At 28.8% G+C, this 15,347-nt stretch carries 14 protein-coding genes; 11 read left to right on the top strand and 3 right to left on the bottom strand.

Features of this window, described 5'->3' with window-relative positions; genetic code table 11:
• Nucleotides 1–4 precede the first annotated feature (4 nt).
• From DAD81_RS15715 to DAD81_RS15665, 11 genes are all read left to right on the top strand, one after another.
• Nucleotides 5–1,186 (top strand): glycosyltransferase, encoded by a 1,182-nt coding sequence (locus DAD81_RS15715; protein WP_111709256.1) that lies wholly within the window; start codon nucleotides 5–7, stop codon nucleotides 1,184–1,186.
• Between the two features lie 3 nt (nucleotides 1,187–1,189).
• The gene (locus DAD81_RS15710) at nucleotides 1,190–2,467 is read left to right on the top strand and encodes a glycosyltransferase (protein ID WP_111709255.1); all 1,278 of its coding nucleotides are present in this window, start codon (nucleotides 1,190–1,192) and stop codon (nucleotides 2,465–2,467) included.
• Nucleotides 2,464–3,543, top strand: coding sequence for a non-hydrolyzing UDP-N-acetylglucosamine 2-epimerase (gene wecB, locus DAD81_RS15705; RefSeq protein WP_111709254.1), 1,080 nt, complete (start codon nucleotides 2,464–2,466; stop codon nucleotides 3,541–3,543). Before DAD81_RS15710 ends, wecB begins: the two co-directional genes overlap by 4 nt.
• Entirely contained in the window at nucleotides 3,543–4,991 is a 1,449-nt protein-coding gene (locus DAD81_RS15700; protein WP_111709253.1) for a lipopolysaccharide biosynthesis protein, read from the top strand. The genes wecB and DAD81_RS15700 overlap by 1 nt, the downstream gene beginning before the upstream one ends.
• Before the next feature lie 540 nt (nucleotides 4,992–5,531).
• On the top strand, nucleotides 5,532–6,023 hold the full coding sequence (locus tag DAD81_RS15695; protein WP_111709252.1) for a DinB family protein: 492 nt from the start codon (nucleotides 5,532–5,534) through the stop codon (nucleotides 6,021–6,023).
• 175 nt (nucleotides 6,024–6,198) lie between these two features.
• Nucleotides 6,199–7,146, top strand: a complete 948-nt coding sequence (locus tag DAD81_RS15690) for a hypothetical protein (RefSeq protein ID WP_157961159.1) — start codon at nucleotides 6,199–6,201, stop codon at nucleotides 7,144–7,146.
• Nucleotides 7,147–7,198: 52 nt separating this feature from the next.
• Nucleotides 7,199–7,918 (top strand): hypothetical protein, encoded by a 720-nt coding sequence (locus DAD81_RS15685; RefSeq protein WP_111709250.1) that lies wholly within the window; start codon nucleotides 7,199–7,201, stop codon nucleotides 7,916–7,918.
• 130 nt (nucleotides 7,919–8,048) lie between these two features.
• A complete protein-coding gene (locus DAD81_RS15680; protein WP_111709249.1) occupies nucleotides 8,049–10,421 on the top strand; it encodes an autotransporter outer membrane beta-barrel domain-containing protein in 2,373 nt (790 codons plus the stop codon).
• An 11-nt stretch (nucleotides 10,422–10,432) separates the two neighbouring features.
• Nucleotides 10,433–11,419 (top strand): hypothetical protein, encoded by a 987-nt coding sequence (locus DAD81_RS15675; RefSeq protein ID WP_111709248.1) that lies wholly within the window; start codon nucleotides 10,433–10,435, stop codon nucleotides 11,417–11,419.
• Nucleotides 11,420–11,421: 2 nt separating this feature from the next.
• Nucleotides 11,422–12,090, top strand: coding sequence for a hypothetical protein (locus DAD81_RS15670; RefSeq protein ID WP_111709247.1), 669 nt, complete (start codon nucleotides 11,422–11,424; stop codon nucleotides 12,088–12,090).
• A 6-nt stretch (nucleotides 12,091–12,096) separates the two neighbouring features.
• Nucleotides 12,097–13,254 (top strand): gliding motility-associated C-terminal domain-containing protein, encoded by a 1,158-nt coding sequence (locus DAD81_RS15665; RefSeq protein WP_111709246.1) that lies wholly within the window; start codon nucleotides 12,097–12,099, stop codon nucleotides 13,252–13,254.
• Here the strand turns inward: DAD81_RS15665 and DAD81_RS15660 are convergent.
• Genes DAD81_RS15660 through murQ form a run of 3 tightly spaced genes read right to left on the bottom strand, consistent with a single transcriptional unit; the run spans nucleotide 13,251 to nucleotide 15,330 of the window.
• Nucleotides 13,251–14,297: an ATP-grasp domain-containing protein gene (locus DAD81_RS15660; protein WP_111709245.1), complete on the bottom strand. Its 1,047-nt coding sequence runs from the start codon at nucleotides 14,295–14,297 to the stop codon at nucleotides 13,251–13,253. The two genes, DAD81_RS15665 and DAD81_RS15660, sit on opposite strands and share 4 nt — an antisense overlap.
• A complete protein-coding gene (locus DAD81_RS15655; RefSeq protein WP_111709244.1) occupies nucleotides 14,298–14,522 on the bottom strand; it encodes a DUF6095 family protein in 225 nt (74 codons plus the stop codon).
• Entirely contained in the window at nucleotides 14,509–15,330 is an 822-nt protein-coding gene (murQ, locus tag DAD81_RS15650; protein WP_111709243.1) for an N-acetylmuramic acid 6-phosphate etherase, read from the bottom strand. Before murQ ends, DAD81_RS15655 begins: the two co-directional genes overlap by 14 nt.
• Nucleotides 15,331–15,347: the final 17 nt, after the last annotated feature.

Below are 15,347 nucleotides of genomic sequence, written 5' to 3'. Positions count from 1 at the left end.
AATTATGCGCATAGGAATGATATTAGATAAAGTGTACCCTCCTGATCCTCGGGTAGAAAATGAAGCAATATCATTAATTAAGAAAGGTCATGAAGTTTTTCTATTTTGTTTAAAATATAACAATGAAAAGGAAAAAGAAGTTGTAAAAGGTATTAATGTAAGACGTTATTTATCTAATAAATTAGAATATAAATTATCGGCTTTAGTTTATACAATTCCTTTTTATTCTAAAATAATGTCTAAAAAAATAGCACATTTTTTAACTTCCAATAAAATTGAAACTGTTCACATTCATGATATTCAAATTGCCGAAGCTGTTTTTAATGCGAATAAAAATCTTCATTTAAATACGGTTTTAGATTTACATGAAAACAGACCTGAAATAATGAAGTTTTATCCTCATTTGCAAAAATTTCCTGGAAAGTTTTTAATTTCTTCAAAAAAATGGAAACTAAAAGAAGAGGAATTTATACAAAAGGCGACAACTATTGTTGTAGTTACCCAAGAAGCTAAGGAAGAGATTGTAAAAAGAGTAGGAAAAGATTCAAAAGATATTATTGTAGTTCCAAATACGGTTCATAAAACGTATTATGAAAATGCTGTATTTAATTCAGAAATAGCCAATAAATATAAATCTAAATTTGTTTTGTTATATGTTGGTGATACAGGATTGCGTAGAGGGTTGTTGACTGCAATTGAAAGTATTGCAAAATTAAAAGAAAAAATCCCTTCAATTAAATTGGTTATAGTTGGAAGTAATACTTCAGATTCAGTATTGAAGGCTCGAGTAAAAGAGTTAAAAATTGAAGATTATGTTGATTTTGAAGGTTGGAAAAATGAATCGTTATTTCCTTCATATATAAAAGCGAGTGCTATTTGTATTTCTCCATTACACAGAAATTTACATCACGATACAACTTATGCAAATAAAATTTTTCAATATATGAGTTTTGGAAAAGCATTGCTTGTTAGTGATGCTGTTTCTCAGAAAAATATTGTTGAAAAAGCAGGAGCTGGGTTGGTTCATATTGCACAAAATCATGATGATTTTACCGAAAAAGTTTTGGAGTTTTATACAGTAAAAACACTTCAAGAAAAAATGGGTGAAAGCGGAAAACAATTTATTGAAAATGAATTTTTCTGGGAGAAAACTTCAAAGGATTTAGTACAATTATATTCAAATTAAAGAATGAAAAAAGCTCTTATAATAACTTATTATTGGCCGCCATCAGGAGGTTCTGGAGTGCAACGTTGGTTAAAGTTTGTCAAGTATTTTCGTGATTTTAAAGTAGAGCCAGTAGTTTATACTGTTCAAGATCCTAAGTATCCAATTATAGACAGTTCTTTAGAAAATGATATTCCAGAGGGTATAGAGGTTTTAAAACAACTAATTTGGGAGCCAAATAATTTATTATCACTATTCGGAAAAAAGAAAGCAGAAAGTGCAGGTTTTTTAAATCCAAATCCAACTTTTTTTGGAAAAGTATTACAATATATTAGAGCAAATTATTTTATACCTGATGCACGAAAGTTTTGGGTGAAACCATCAGTAAATTATTTAAAAAAATATATTTCAAAAAATAATATTGATGTTATTATTACTACAGGTCCACCACACAGTTTGCATTTAATTGGTTTGGAATTAAAAAAGCAGTTAAATGTTAAATGGATTGCAGATTTTAGAGACCCTTGGACTGAGATAGATTATTTTCATAAACTTCCTTTATCAAAAAAAGCTATAAAAAAGCATCATTTTTTAGAGCAAAAAGTTCTTAAAAATGCCGATAGTGTATTAGTTGTTGGGAATACAATGAAAGTTAGTTATGCTAAGTTTAGCAACGTTGTTGAAACCGTAACAAACGGCTTTGATGGTGCTATAAATTCTTTAAGCAGTAAATTAGATAAAAAGTTTACAATAACCCATATAGGATTAATGAATGCAGATAGAAATCCACAAATATTGTGGGATGTTCTAGCTGAGATTGTTTCAGAAAACAATGATTTTGCAAAAGATTTTGAATTAAAATTAATTGGTAAAGTTGATCCGTCTGTAATTCAGCAAATTTCAAAAAACAAATTAGAAAAGAACGTAAATCTTATCAGTTACGTTTCGCACAATGAAGTGCTCGATTATCAAAGAAGTTCACAAGTACTGCTAATGTTGGTAAATAATGTTCCCAGTGCCAAAGGAATAATTACAGGTAAAATATTTGAGTATTTAATGGCAAAACGACCAATTTTAGCCATTGCTCCAACAGATGGTGATTTGGCTGTTATTTTAAAACAAACAAATTCGGGGAAAACAGTTGGTTTTAAAGATAGAAATTTATTGAAAAACAGTATTTTAGAGTTGTATGAGCAATTTAAAAATGGTGAATTAGCAGTAGATTCAAAAAACATTGAACAATACCATAGAAGAGAATTGACAAAAAAAGTTGCTGAAATTATTTATAGAATTACAAAATGAAAAAAATAGTAACCATTTTAGGAGCGCGTCCACAATTTGTAAAGGCAGCTGTATTAAGTAGGGTAATTAAAAAGCATGATAATGTAGAAGAGATTATAATACATACTGGGCAACATTATGACACCAATATGAGTGCTATTTTTTTTGAAGAAATGAATATTCCTAAACCAAAATATAATTTAGCGATTAATAGATTAAGTCATGGTGCTATGACAGGGCAAATGTTAACTGAAATAGAAAAAGTTCTTGAGATTGAAAAACCAGAATTAGTGGTGGTTTATGGAGATACAAATTCTACATTAGCGGGTGCTTTGGCGGCTAAAAAAATGCATATTAAAGTGGCACATGTTGAGGCTGGTTTGCGTTCTTTTAATATGAAAATGCCCGAAGAAATAAATAGAATTTTAACAGATAGAATTTCAGATATATTATTATGCCCTACAGATACTGCTATTGATAATTTACAACTTGAAGGTTTTCAGAACATTCCTTCAAAAATTGTAAAATGTGGTGATATTATGAAAGATGCGGTTGAGTTTTATAGTGAAACTTCAAAAGAGAAATCTTCAATTATTTCTAATTTAAACCTTCAGTATAATGAGTTTGTTTTAGCTACAATTCACCGTCAAGAAAATACGGATGATATTAATAGTTTAAAATCTATTTTTGAAGGACTTGAAAAAATAAATAATACCAAACAAGTAATTATTCCATTACACCCAAGAACTAAAGCTATTTTAAAGAAAAATAAATTGGCTTATAATTTAACTGTTATAGAGCCAGTAGGATATTTTGATATGTTAGAATTGCTGAAAAATTGTAGTTTAGTAGTTACAGATAGTGGAGGACTTCAAAAGGAAGCATTTTTCAATAAAAAACATTGTATAATTGCGCGTGAAGAAACAGAATGGGTAGAATTAGTTTCAAACGGTTTTGCTAAAATTGTTGGTAGTGATTCTACTAAAATGTGGTTGGCGTTTGAAGGATTTAAAAATTCAAAAATGGATTTTTCAATAAATTTATTTGGTAATAATGTTGGAGAGAAAATTCACAAAGAAATTCTTAATTTATTGTAATGGGAATTGTTTTAAAACAGTCGTTTAATAATACGGTAATCTTATTTTTAGGATTTGCTATTGGCGGAATAAATGTACTGTTTTTATATACTCATTTTTTACATGAAGACTATTTTGGATTGATAACTTTTTTGCTTTCAACGGCTAATATTATTATGCCTTTATTAGTTTTTGGGATGCAACATACCATTATTAAGTTTTATTCATCTTACAAGACTAAAAGAGAGCAGGATGGTTTTTTAATGACTACCTTAATATTACCACTGCTAATTATAATACCATTAGCTTTTGTGGGTGTTTTTATTTACAATATTATTGCTTCTTGGTTATCTTCACAGAACATTCTTATTAAAGATTATACCTATTTAATATTTATTCTTGCAATTTTTATGGGATATTTTGAAGTGTTTCATTCGTGGACCAAAGTTCAATTTAACTCAGTATTTGGAAATTTTATAAAAGAAGTATTTGCTCGTTTATGCACGTCTTTTTTATTGCTTGCAGTTTATTTTAAGTATATAACAAATGAAGAATTTATTTATGCTATTGTAGTAGTATATGGATTGAGAACATTAATAATGAAACTATATGCGTTTTTTGTATATAAACCCGTATTAAAGTTTAAAATACCTGAAAATATCAAAGAAATTTTATCATTTTCTTTTTATATTATAATTGCAGGTTCGGCTTCAGGAATATTGTTAGAGATAGATAAGTTTATGATTCCTCAAATAAAGCAAATTGCAGAAGTTGCCTATTATTCTGTTGGAATTTATATAGCAAGTGTAATAGCAATTCCTACCAGAGCAATGCAGCAAATTACAAGTCCAATTACAGCAAAAGAAATGAATGCAAATAATATTGTTGAAGTAGAAAATTTGTACAAACAAACTTCAATAAATTTATTAGTTGTAGGAGGGTTATTTTTTTTATTGATAAATATAAATATTTCAGATCTGTATGAAATTATTGATAAACCTCAGTTTACAAAAGGAATCTGGATTGTTTTAATAATCTCTATTGCTAAGTTAATTGAATTAGCGCAGGGAACCGCAAATGCTATTTTAGTGAATTCTAAATATTATAAAATATTTTTTTATTTATCATTGGCAATGGCAATAAGTGTAATTTTTTTAAACCATTGGTTAATTAATTTGTATGGAATTAATGGAGCCGCTTTAGCTACATTAATAGTGGTGTTTTTGTATAGTTTAGTTAAATTGGCATACATTAAATTTAAACTAAATATTCAACCTTTTGGGAGAAATACACTCAAAATATTACTAATTATTTTACTTGTTTATATTGGTTTTAATTTTTGGGTATTTAATTTTAACCCTATTCTTAATATAATTCTTAAAGGATTATTAATTTGTTTAATCTATGTGTTTTTAATTAAGAAATTTCAAATTTCAGAAGACATTAATAGTTTATTTTCAAAATTTTAAAATAGAAAGTTCTATTAGAGTCTTTTTTGCAACATTAATTGTAATTAATGTTGCACTTATATATAGTTAAAGTGTTATATTTAAATAATTTAACAATAATATTTTTGAATATATGAAGTGTTTAACTAATGTTTTTTTAAAGCGTTTTAATACCGTATTTAGGCCTGGTTTTTTCAGGGATGCTTAATATGTGGGGTTTAAAAATAAGATTAATTATAAGAGAATCGAAAAGTTTAAGATGTTCTATAGTTTCTGTATTTATGTAGTTTTTTAGGTGGGTATTGTGTTGTGTTTTACAGAATATTTTAATAATAAATATTGGTAATTAGTTGGTTAAATAAACTTGAATTTTTTATAGGGTTGTCTATATTTTTTATTTTTCACTTATAATTGGGTTAGGCCTGAGAAACAAATGGTTAAAATAATTATTTTATTAGTGAAATAATGATCTTGTTTATAGTATAGGCAGTTTTTACGTTAATTAAGATTTTGAAGTAATTTATTTTTATATTTGCAAAACTTAAAATAATTAGTTGAAATATGATTAAATCCATTGAAAAGAATTTGAATAGAGGGGTGCAACTTTTACAATATATTTCTGATGAAAATTACAGAAATGCTTCAATAGCACCTTATTATTCGAGTATTGGGGTTCATATGAGACATGTTCTTGACGTTTTTGATTGTATTTTTGAAGGTTTGCCATCAAATCAAATAAATCTGATTAATAGAAAGAGAAATGTTGAAGCTGAAAATTATACCGCACAAGGAATTATTTATTTCAATGAAGTATTAAATAAATTAAAAACTTTGGAAGGAGAGGACTTTAATAAAATAGTTAAAGTTACTGATAACCTAGGTTTAGGTGTTATATCTGCAGATTATACTTTAGGAGGAATTTTGATACAAGCTCATAGCCATGCAATTCATCATTTTGCGAGTGTTGGTTATGTAATTTGCCAACTAGAAATTGATTTGCCAGATGCTGATTTTGGGTTTAATCCTACTACTCCCAGAAAAATAAAAATTTAGAAAAGTGACTTTTTAATTAGTGTAGAGTCCTATTATTGTAGACTGTTTAAAATTCATTCATCGATAGGTAAATACCATTCACCGACATAAAATTAGAGCCAGACGAAAACACTTATGTTTCACTGTGTTTTGGATTACTTTTGCAGTAGTATTTAAATTTGTTAAAAAATATAATTTGAAGTATTTAGTATTTTTATTTTTATCCATTATCGGCTTAACTGCTTTTGCGCAAGTTAAGGTAGGAAATAATCCTTCCGAGATTGATATAAACTCGTTATTAGAATTAGAAAGTTCTAATAAAGTATTTGTATTGAATAAGATGAATAATAGTGAAATGAATGCAATTAAACCTTTACAAGGTGCTTTGGTTTATAATAGTGATGAGAACTGTTTATTTATTTTTCAAGGAACAATATGGAAAAGTCTTTGTGATAGTTACAATGTAGCAGTTACAACATCAACAACAGCTCCTCTAGGTAATAATTCAGGAGATATTTGGATTGATAATTCTAACCCAAAAGAACTTATAAGTATTTGGAATGGTAGTAAATGGGTTCCTATAAATTCTAACCCTAATAGAGGTAAAGGATTACCAACAGCACAAACAAATTTAAATCCTTTGGCAGGTGATATTTATGTAGATGAAACATCGGGAGATATTTTCTCATTTAATGGAACTTCGTGGTTAAACAATAGTGAGCATAGTAAATATACTGCAGCCAATGGAATTGTTAAAACGGATGAAAATTCTTTTGAACTTGGAGGTGCTTTAACTAAAGAAACTACACTAGAAACAAACGCCACAAATACATTAGCAATTAAAGGACTAGAAAAAACTATAGATGCTAACGCTAACGAAATTGTAGTTGTAAATAAAAACACTGGAGTTCTTCAAAAAATGCAAGCGTCTAATTTGTTAAGAGAAGAAGAAATTGTTGTTATAGCAGAAGAAGGGCAAAGTCAGTTTTCTCCGCCATATCCAATTGCAAACCCAAAACAAATTGATGTGTATAGAAATGGAGTAAGGATTAATTTTACAGTTGTAAATAATACTACCATAGAGTTAGAACCTGAAGCTATATGTTATAAAAATGATAAAGTTAGAATAGTACAGTTTTATTAAAAGAAAATAATTATAAATAAATAAACAACCCAAAATTTAAAATTAAAGAAAGATGAAAACAAGATTACAAAATGGATTAAAATTAGCATTAGTAGCGGTATTTATGTTGTCTATAGGTGCAGTTAGTGCGCAAACAACTTCAGGAAGTATAGGAAAAGCTACCGCGGCTGCGTTAGGTTCAAATGGAGGATCAGTTAAAGTTATTGATAATAAAGGTACTATTAAGTATTTACAATCAAATAACGGTATAACAATGTTTACTGATACCGCTCCTGATGGAGGAGTAATTACAACTTGGCAATTAGGAGGTTCATTAACAGAAAATACAAATATAAACACTGGTGATAAAGATTTTGAAATTACAGTTGATGGTGCTGCAGGAGGTACTTTCAAAATTCAAGGAATAGATTATATAGCTGCTACCGATGTTCCAGCTGCAGATGAGACAGCAACAACTGGTTATACTTTATTAGTTAGAGATGAAGCAACTGGAGTAACTAAAAAAATGTTAGCTTCAGATTTAGTTAGTGGAATAAGATTAGAATCTCCTCAAACTGCTAATGTAACTTCAGGAACTACTGATATTGCAGTTGTTGGGTTACCAACTTTAACAGCAACTAGTACAGCTGCTAAATTATTTGTATATAGAAATGGGGCTAAACTACGTTTTGGAACAGATTTTTCAATTGCTGCAGCTGGGACTGTTACTTTTGATAATGCAGAGGTTCCATTTTATGTTGGAGACATAATTGAAATCCAATATATTAAATAATTTAATCACTAAATTATATTTCTTGTTTAAAATATATGAAGAGTTGGTTGCTTTGTAATCAACTCTTCAAACAAGGAATAAAAATAATAAATAGTTAATTTTTAAAATTTAGATTAATAGAATAGTAAATATGTTTTATAAAAAAGTCATAAGATTTTTATTATTTACACTATGTGTAGCTTTTGTGCAAATAGGTTTTGCGCAACAGGTTACTGTTATTAATCAAAAAGGGACAAAAATTAACGTTACTAATAATAAAGTAACAACTTCAAATTCAGCTCCCATAAATCCTCAAATAGATGATTTATGGTTTGATACCAATGCTACTCCAACCGCAGTTAAGGTTTGGGATGGAACTACTTGGTTATCATTTGCGAGTGATTTTTGGTCTTTAACAGGAAACTCAGGTTTAACATCAGGAACTAATTTCTTAGGAACTACAGATGATGTAAAAATGCAAATTAGATCAAATAATTTGCCAATGTTAGAGTTTGGAAGAAGGCAAATATTAAATTTAACTCAATCTTATCCTGATTATACAGATAATGATCAGCCTTTGGTTTTTGTAAATGGAAATGGTTCAACTTCAGCATTACAGTTTGCAGCTAGTGGAGCTTCGTTTTATAAACCAATGTTTTATACTACTACTAATGGGAGTTTTAGATTAAAAGGAAGTGCAGGTGGTTCAGATTTATTTGAAATTGGTTCAGCAGGGGCAAGCAATAATGGACGATTAGAGTTTATTATTGGTGATGATGGAGCAGAGCCTTTTATATTTAAACGTTACAATTACTACGATAAAACTCACAAAGAGTTATTTAGAGTGCAAGGAAGTGTTAATTCATCAGGAGCAAAACCTAGATTTGGTATTAATATTAATCCTACAGGTGTTCCTATAGATGGAACTTATAATGGAAATGATACAGGAAATGTTGCAAATAGTACTTTTCAAGTAAAGGGATCAATTTCAAAATCAATTTTTACAACAACAAGTAATTTAACATTAGGTGAAGATCATTATAGTGTTATTATTGCTGGAAATCACAATATAACTTTACCAAACGCAAATACTTGCGAAGGAAGAATTTATATTTTAAAAAATAACTCAGGGAGTACAAGAACAATAACGTCATATTTAGATATGACAAATTCTGCGTCTACTACAATAGTTGATGAATCTTCATTACAAATACAAAGTGATGGTAGTAATTGGCATCAAATAAGTACTATATCTTCAGATGATCAAGAAATTGACTTTTTTGCTTTTAATGGTTCAACCTATGAATTACAAGTAGGTATAGAATCAGGAGGAACTCCTAAAATGGTGAATTTATCATCATTGGCAGCAGATGGATCAGAAACAAAAATTACTGGAGGAGGAATTAACCAAGTTTTGGGTTTAGGTACTTCAACTAGTCCTTATGAGATATTAGGAACTGAAGTTGATGGTAGCATAACAAACGAAATTAATACAGGTTTTACTTCATCGGCAAACACATTAACAGTTACAGATTCAAATGGAGCTTTATCAGCTCCAATAATTAATACAAACGCATTAAGTGTAGTCTCAGGGAATTTGACAAGTACTATAAATGGAGTTGCATCTACACTGCCATTAACAGATTTAGCGCATACAGGAACAACTGGTTCTGTATTTTTTGCAGGGTCTGATGGAAAACCAACAGAAAATAATTCCGAATTATTTTGGAATAATACAAATAGTAGATTGTATATAGGTAATTCAGCATTGTCAGGATCTAATACTTTAAATATAGGAGGAACAACAAGAACCAGTGGTTTAAATAATTCTAGAGGAACTGCAGGGCAGCCATCTTATAGATTTACAGATGATTCTAATACAGGAATGTTTAGTAATGTAGATGATGAGTTGGCATTAACAACTGGAGGAACAGAAGCGTTAAGAATAGATGCTAATCAACAAGTTAATATTCACAAAAATTTAAGTGTAGTAGGTAGTTATTTAGATTCAGATGGAAATGCTGGAACGGCAGGACAAGTGTTGTCTTCAACAAGCACAGGAACTAAATGGATAAATGTATTTTCACCAACAGTAGCTGAAATTTATGATGCAATTGGTGGACAAATTTTAGCACTAAATACATTTAACGATATTGAATTAAATACAGGTGGAATTGTGGATCCTGATTATACAACTTCTTCAAATTCCATTACAGTTACAAATGCTGGCCGTTATGAAATTATATATAGAGTTTCTGCAAAAACAAGTAATAACGCAAGAGCAGGTGCAGAATTCTATTTAGAGGCTGGTGGTTCTGAATTACCAGGAACAAGAGCTTATACTTATTCAAGAAATAATAATGTTGGAAGTTCTACAGCAACGGTTACTAAAATTGTTCAGTTAGCTGCAAATGCTACAATTAAAATAAAAGGACAAAGATTTAGTAATGCAAGTGGAAGTAATAATGGTATACCTGTTATGATTGATCAAGGATCTTCATTAATAGTTAAACGAATTAAATAATAGATTTACAAATGAAAAAAATTCTAACTATTATATTTTTATTAGGAGGTATTATTTTTGGGTATTCTCAAATTAAAATATTATCTTCAGAAGTATCGATTATTTCAAATGCGGGTGAAGGAGACCACTATATTACAACTGATACGGATGAATTATACGTTGGTATACAAACAGGAGAACTTAGAAAAATAACGGGAGAATCAGGTCCTCAAGGTCCAGCAGGACCAGCAGGAGCGGATGGAACTTCTCCTAAAATTGAGTTTAAAAAAGAAACTATTGGTTATGTATTTGCGGCTGCACAAGTACAAGCTAATGGAGATAATTCTTTTAATATTAATTGTAAGGTTTCTAAAACTGAAACTGGAAGGTTTACTGTTGAGTTTGGAGTAAAACACCCAAATGGTGCTAATTATGATATTACTTTTGGAGCGCAAGTAGAAGATGCTAATAATAGACGAGACTCAAGAATAGTTTCAGTTGTAGCAGGTACACAGACAGCAAAAGGTTTCGATGTGATTATTCTTACAGGTGATAATGGTACTACAGCAGATGTTTTAGTAGATGAAGTTTGGTCTTTTAATACTTCAGCAACAAAAGAAATTATAACAGATATTCAGGTAACAGAAACTAATAATCCACCTGTAACTGTAGGAGTAACACCTATAGGTACAATTGATGGAAGTACGTTGGTTTTAGATGATTTTGGGGATGCAAATGATTTTCACATGCAGTTTAGAAATAGTAAAGGAGCATCAATAGATTATGAAGTGTTGATTAGTAATACACCTTATAGTACTATTCCTAATATATCTTCAGGTAGCTATACGCTAAATTCAGCAGATAATGGGGATGGAACCTATAATCATTTAATTACTAGTACATCATCATTAGGTCCTTATTCTAGCGTAACTGTTAATGGGAACAAACCTTCACCTGCAGGTACTAATTATAATAAGAGTAATATTGCACCCATAACAATTACATTTTATACAAGATAATTATGAAAAAATATATATTAATATTTTTTTTTATTTTTAATAGTTTAATAGTTTTTTCTCAATTAGATGAATATTCTGTTATGGGAATTCCTTTAGGTTCAACTACCGAAATAAATTCGGTTACACCTTTAGAAGAAGGAGCCTTAGTCTATAATACAGATACTAAAAAAATGATGGTTTATAATGGTACAAACTGGGTTAGTAATGAAGGAGGACAAAGTGTTTATACAGGTTCTTTTACAGTTAGTAATAATAGTAGTATTTCAGTTTCAGGTTTAGGTTTTAAACCGAGCCAAATTACATTTGTGGCACATGCAAATGTTGAGGTATTTGGTACTGATGGTAATAATGGTAGCGGAAATAATAATGCAGGTTTTAATAATTCATTTGGAACAATGAATGGTTTTATAAACGGTACTAAACAAGGAGTTATTTTTGTTGGAGGTAATGGTAATTCAATTAATGATATCTCTAGATATTCTAGTTCGTCATATTGCATTGGTTTAAGGTATGGAGATCAAGATGGAAATAAGTTAGGAGTTATTAGAGGTAAATTAGGGGTTTTAACAAATGATGGATTTACAATTATTCCAGATTATGAAAAAGGATCTGCTAATTGGGGGCAATTTCAAAAAGAAAAAGTTCTAGTTTTCTATACAGCTTATAAATAGAAAAGAATGAGAGATCTATTTTTTATTGTGATATTTTTTGTTGGTCATTTTTGTTTTGCACAATCTGCATTTCAAAATAATGGTAATATACAAATACATGATAATGGAGCAATAGGTTTTCATATAGATTTGGTAAATAATGGTAAATTCGATAAAAATTCTGGTTCAGTAGGGTTTTATAGTCTAAATAACTTTTTAAAAGTTTCGGGTAGTAATAAGGCTATTTTTAATGATTTAGAGATTGATGTATATGATAATTTGTTTTTAGAAACATCATTGGGAGTATCTAATAATTTATCATTTATTACAGGTAAAGTAGTAACACCAAGAGATGATAATGAGATTTCACTAGATTTTTTAAATCATCAGTTATATGGAGGTGAAGGAGATTATACTCATGTAGATGGCTATGCTAAAATAGTAAGCGAAGGTGAATTTATCTTTCCAATTGGAGATAATGACTCCTTTAGACCAATGATTATTCCAAATCAGGTAAAAAATAGTATTTATAAAGGAGCTTATTTTAAAGAAGATCCAAATAACCCTTCGGTTTTTACAAAATCCTTTAATACAGATACAAAACAATTAATATTAGAAAAAATAAACGATACTGAATTTTGGGATTTAAATGGTTCTGTTGAAACTTCATTAATTTTAACTTGGAATACTGAAAGTAATATAGATCAATTAACGTCAGATATTGAGAGTTTACGTGTGGTTGGTTGGTCTAAAGCAACCGGAAAATGGGTAGATTTAGGAGGGGAAGAAATTAAAGGAGATATTGATTCTGGTACAATAAAATCAACCTCTTTTATTCCTGATGATTATGAAGTGTTAACAATTGGAACTGATCATCGTGAGGTGCAGGGAGTTACAGTTACTGAAAGTCATAATTTTGGTATTACACCAAACGGGGATGGTTTAAATGATACTTTTGTAATTGAAGGTATTGAGCAGAGACCAAATAATACAATTTATATTTACAATAGATGGGGAACATTACTTTACTCTAAAAAAGGCTATGATAATTCCTGGGGAGGAGTTTCTGAGCATGATTTAACTCTTAATAAAAGTAAAGGATTACCAGTAGGAACTTATTTTTACTTTTTAGAATTTCATGATGAAGATATTAATTGGCAAGGTTGGATTTATTTAAAACGCTAAACTAGTTTTTTTATAATTTTAGTATACTTTTTTAAATCTATTAAGCTTTTTAAAAAAACAGGCACTGTATCATATTTCACACCATTTTTATTATTGTTCACAGCTATTTTATAGATAATGCCCCAATGAAGTTTTAAACTTTTTAAAGCGTTGAAATAATTAATAGAAGTTGAATCATAAATATGAGTGGGTTCTGAAATAATACCATTTATTTCAAGAACTTTAAATTCATTTTTTTTAATTAAGTTTTCAAAAGAATTAAATTTAAGATCTAATCTACCGTAATAAAAATCTGGTATTTGTTTCATAAATTGATCAATAATTTTATTTAAATCTTTTGATATAAGATGATTGCCATTAATAAATTGAGTTCCCTTTGAATGGTTTCCTATAACGTTTAGTTGAATGTTGGTATTCTTGTTTGGGATGTTTTTAAAATCTTTATGATGCAGTTCTTTTAGAAAATCATAATAATGAAAAGCTCTTTTATCTTCTTTAATTAATTTTTCTAAATTAGAAGAACCATCTCCAATAACAGTCAAAAATTTCTTTAAAGTTATGGAACTAATTGCTCCATTTTTTTCATTTGGTATTCTATAATAAAAAATACCACATTCATTTTTAAAATCAATAAATTCTTGCAATATTAAATCTATACAATTGTACTTTAATAAATAATTTTGTAAATCTTTTTTAGAATGAAGTTGCTTAACAAGCAAACCTCTAAATCCAATATCTGGTTTAATAATAAGAGGGAACGTTAATTTTTTTATAGAAATTTCATTCAGAACCCAATTTAAATCTTCTTTCTTTTTTATAAAAATGGAAATAGGTATAAATTCATTCGGAATTAAATTTAAAGTTTTAAATTTAGATTCACTGCCATTACCAGAATGATTTATACTTGGGTTTGTGGCCGAATAAAAAACTAAATTTCTTGCTTTTATAGCTAAATAAATGGCATATGGAAGTATGGGAATATAAAACATATAAGAAGGCCAAAATTCCCAGTTATTAAAAGGTTTTGTTTTAAGTAATCTCATCTATTTTGAATTGAAAAAAGCATTTAATATTATACGTATTCCAATAAATCCTATTATTATTGCTATAATAGCTAATATAATTCCAAGAATTAACCAGATATAATTATTTTGATGTTTAATAGCTTTAAATCCTATTGTAATTAATATAGGAGAAATAAGTAAAAGGGGTAAAGCGGCAAATTCATATTTTATTCCCCTAGCAAGTTCTTTTCTATCTGTTCCCATTTTTATAATAATTTATAGCGTCCCTAACATTCAAATGTTTTAAAAGTAAACTCTTTGCTTCATTTTGTGAGATTTCCAACTCATCTATAAGCATTTTAGTTCCCCTTTCTATTAATTTTTGATTAGATAATTGCATATCTACCATTTTATTTCCTTTTATTTTTCCAAGAAGAATCATAACACTAGTAGAAATCATATTTAGAGTTATTTTTTGTGCAGTACCAGCTTTCATTCTTGAGCTTCCAGTAACAAATTCTGGTCCAACAATTACTTCTATTGGATGTTTAGAAACTTTAGACATTGGACTATTTTTATTGCAAGTAATACAAGCAGTTAAAATATTATTTTCATTGCATTTTTCAAGAGCTCCAATAACATATGGTGTGGTTCTCGAAGCCGCAATTCCTATAACAGTATCATTAGAGTTAATGGAGTATTCTTGTAAATCTTTCCAACATTGAGTTCTTGAATCTTCAGCAAATTCAACAGCTTTTCTTATTGCGGAATCTCCACCTGCTATTATTCCAATAACCAAATTATAAGATACACCAAAGGTAGGAGGGCATTCTGAAGCGTCTAAAATACCTAAGCGTCCACTAGTTCCGGCTCCAATATAAAAAAGACGTCCACCTTTTTTCATTCTTTCAACAATTTGATAAACAAGATTTTCAATATTCGGAATAACTTGTTCAACAGCTAAAGGAACAGTTTTATCTTCATTATTTATATTAGATAATAACTCTTTGAGAGTCATTTTTTCTAAATGATTGTATTTTGAAGATTGTTCTGTTGTTTTTATAAAACTCATTTTTCAAAAATAGTGAA

The organism is Lutibacter citreus (assembly GCF_003260195.1).
GTDB lineage: Bacteria > Bacteroidota > Bacteroidia > Flavobacteriales > Flavobacteriaceae > Lutibacter > Lutibacter citreus.
Note: the sequence above shows the minus strand (reverse complement) of the source record. Positions and strands in the feature narration are given on the sequence as shown.